General features: G+C 29.8%; 4 protein-coding genes. 3 read left to right on the top strand and 1 reads right to left on the bottom strand.

The annotated features are described in order from the left end of the window. Positions 1 to 75 precede the first annotated feature (75 nt). Genes aroQ through accC form a run of 3 tightly spaced genes read left to right on the top strand, consistent with a single transcriptional unit; the run spans position 76 to position 2,300 of the window. Positions 76 to 516, top strand: a complete 441-nt coding sequence (gene aroQ / locus AC8IGH_RS03430) for a type II 3-dehydroquinate dehydratase (RefSeq protein WP_507419320.1) — start codon at positions 76 to 78, stop codon at positions 514 to 516. Further along, a complete protein-coding gene (locus AC8IGH_RS03425) occupies positions 516 to 959 on the top strand; it encodes an acetyl-CoA carboxylase biotin carboxyl carrier protein (protein ID WP_507419319.1) in 444 nt (147 codons plus the stop codon). The genes aroQ and AC8IGH_RS03425 overlap by 1 nt, the downstream gene beginning before the upstream one ends. Next, entirely contained in the window at positions 960 to 2,300 is a 1,341-nt protein-coding gene (accC, locus tag AC8IGH_RS03420) for an acetyl-CoA carboxylase biotin carboxylase subunit (protein WP_507419318.1), read from the top strand. Between the two features lie 2 nt (positions 2,301 to 2,302). Here accC and AC8IGH_RS03415 read toward each other — a convergent pair whose 3' ends face one another. Further along, the gene (locus AC8IGH_RS03415) at positions 2,303 to 2,662 is read right to left on the bottom strand and encodes an NADH:ubiquinone oxidoreductase subunit NDUFA12 (RefSeq protein WP_507419317.1); all 360 of its coding nucleotides are present in this window, start codon (positions 2,660 to 2,662) and stop codon (positions 2,303 to 2,305) included. Between the last annotated feature and the right edge of the window lie 123 nt (positions 2,663 to 2,785).

The raw sequence follows: 2,785 nt of genomic DNA, 5'->3' as shown, positions 1-2,785 counted from the left end.
GGTTTTCCATTCAAAATGATTTGTATCATATTGGATTTAAGCTATTTTTAAATTATAACATATCCTTTTTCTTATATGAATATAGTAATTATTAACGGTCCAAATCTAAATCTTTTAGGCGAAAGAGAACCAAAAATTTACGGCAAAGAAACTCTCAAGTCGATTGAAAAAAAATGCAAAGAACATGCTAAAAAAAATAAAATAAAAATAGATTTTTTTCAATCTAATATTGAAGGCGAGATTGTAACTAAAATTCAAAAATCTAGAGATAAATACCATGGTTTAATAATTAACGCCGCAGCTTTTACGCATACATCTGTTGCAATATTGGATGCTTTAAATCTTGTTAAGATTCCTAAAATAGAAATTCATATTTCAAATATTTTTCACAGAGAGGAATTTCGACACAAATCATTAATAAGCAGTGCTGTTAATGGTCTTATTTGTGGACTAGGTTCTTACGGTTATATTTTAGCGATAGACGCGATTAAAAAAATAATTAAAGATAACAAATAATGAAAATAGATAAAAAAATTATTAAAGAACTTTCTGACTATTTAAATGAGTTTAATCTAACTGAGATTGAATATTCTGAAAATAACGTAAAATATAAGGTTAGCAAATCTAGTAAAGGCGTTGTCCATGAACAAATTATATCTACAAATAATCAATCAAAAATATCATCTACACCCTCTACGCAAATTTCAGCTGATAACATAAATAAAGCTAATATTATAAAATCTCCCATGGTTGGAACTGCCTACTTAGCTCCTGAACCTGGTGCTAAACCATTTATATCAGTTGGTGCAAATATTAAAAAAGGCCAAACGATTATTATCATTGAGGCAATGAAAACAATGAATCATGTCCCATCGACTAAAGACGGTGTGGTTAAAAAAATATTAGTAACCGACGGTGAAGCGGTAGAATTTGATCAGGACTTAATCCTAGTCGAGTAAATGATAAAAAAAATACTTATAGCAAACAGAGGCGAAATAGCCGTACGAGTAATACGGGCTTGTAAAGAACTTGAAATAGCTACTGTTGCTGTTCACTCAAATGCTGATAATGAGTCTATGCACGTTAGACTTGCTGATGAAAGTATATGTATTGGATCACAAAAAGCTCAAGATAGTTATTTAAATATTCCCTCTCTAATATCTGCAATAGAAATCACAGGTGCGGATGCTGTTCATCCTGGTTATGGGTTTCTTTCAGAAAACTATAAATTTGCAGAAATTTTAGAACAACACAAAATTAAATTTATTGGCCCAAGTTCAGAACTTATTAGAAAAATGGGTGATAAAATTGAAGCGAAGAAAATAGCTAAAAGTTTAGGACTACCTATTGTTTCTGGTTCTGAGACTGGAATTAAAGATATAAATGAAGCTATAAAAATATCTAAAGAAATTGGTTTTCCAGTACTTATTAAAGCTGCTGGTGGTGGGGGTGGTAAAGGAATGAGAATAGTTCATTCTGCAGATAAATTGGAAGAAAATATTAAAATTGCTCAAACAGAAGCTAAAAAATTCTTCAATAATGAAGAGGTTTTTATTGAAAAATTTTTTGAAAATCCAAGACATATTGAAGTACAAATTTTATCAGATGGAAAAAACAATACAGTTCATCTAGGTGAAAGAGATTGCTCAGTTCAAAGAAGATATCAAAAAATAATAGAAGAAAGTCCATGTCCAGTAATCAATGATGAGCAAAGAAAATATTTATTAGATGTTTCAGTTAACGCTATTTCAAAACTTGGATACGAGGGAGCTGGAACGCTTGAATTTATTTATGATAAAGGAAAATTTTATTTTTTAGAAATGAATACAAGATTACAAGTAGAACATCCAGTTACAGAAGAAGTAACTGGAATTGACTTAGTTAAGCGACAAATTGAAATTGCTTCAACAGGTAAGTTAAGTTTACAGCAAAAAGATATCTCATTTTTTGGACATGCAATTGAATGTAGAATAAATGCTGAAGACCCTAGTAAAGATTTTTTACCAAGCGCTGGAACAATAAAGATTTACAATCAACCATCGGGTCCTGGAACAAGAGTTGATAGTTGTGTATTCCAAGGTTGTAAAATTCCTCCTTTTTATGACAGTCTAGTTGCAAAACTGATTTGTCATGGTAGAGACAGAACCTCTGCAATTTCTAGATTAAAGAGATCTTTAGATGAATTTGTTATTGAAGGAGTTAGTACAACAATAGATCTTCATAAAAAAATATTAAGAAATCAAGATTTTATTAATTCAAAATATGATGTGAATTGGCTATCAAAAACTAAATTTTATTAGTTTTAAGGACGCCAACTTTCATAATCAGCTTTAGTCTGTGGTTTAAATTTGTTTGGACTATATGCTTCAACAGTTCCTGTTTTATTTTCTTGATGGTCTTTCTGCCATTCATATTTCGAAAATTCAGCCTGGGTCGGAACCTCTTTAATAATATGGTGTATCCAAGCATGCCACTCAGGGGGGATTTTGGTTGCTTCTACTTCTGAATTAAAAATAACCCATCTTCGATCTTTTTTATCAACATAATATTTATTTTTAGAATCATCGACGCCAACAAGTTTTCCAAAAAATAATGTATTTAAAAATGTCCCTATGGTTTGACTATTCCACCAGGTAAAAATAATTTTAAGAAAATTAATCATTATTAAAATTTATATTATTTTAAGATATCCACAAAAGTTTTCTATTTCAAGTTGTCTGTTTTTAACTAGACACTTATTACAGATTAAAATAGTGATTTGAAGTCATTAAATTTTTAAGAATCA

This window comes from Candidatus Allofontibacter sp. (genome assembly GCF_038145245.1).
Taxonomy (GTDB): domain Bacteria; phylum Pseudomonadota; class Alphaproteobacteria; order Pelagibacterales; family Pelagibacteraceae; genus Fontibacterium.
Note: the sequence above shows the minus strand (reverse complement) of the source record. Positions and strands in the feature narration are given on the sequence as shown.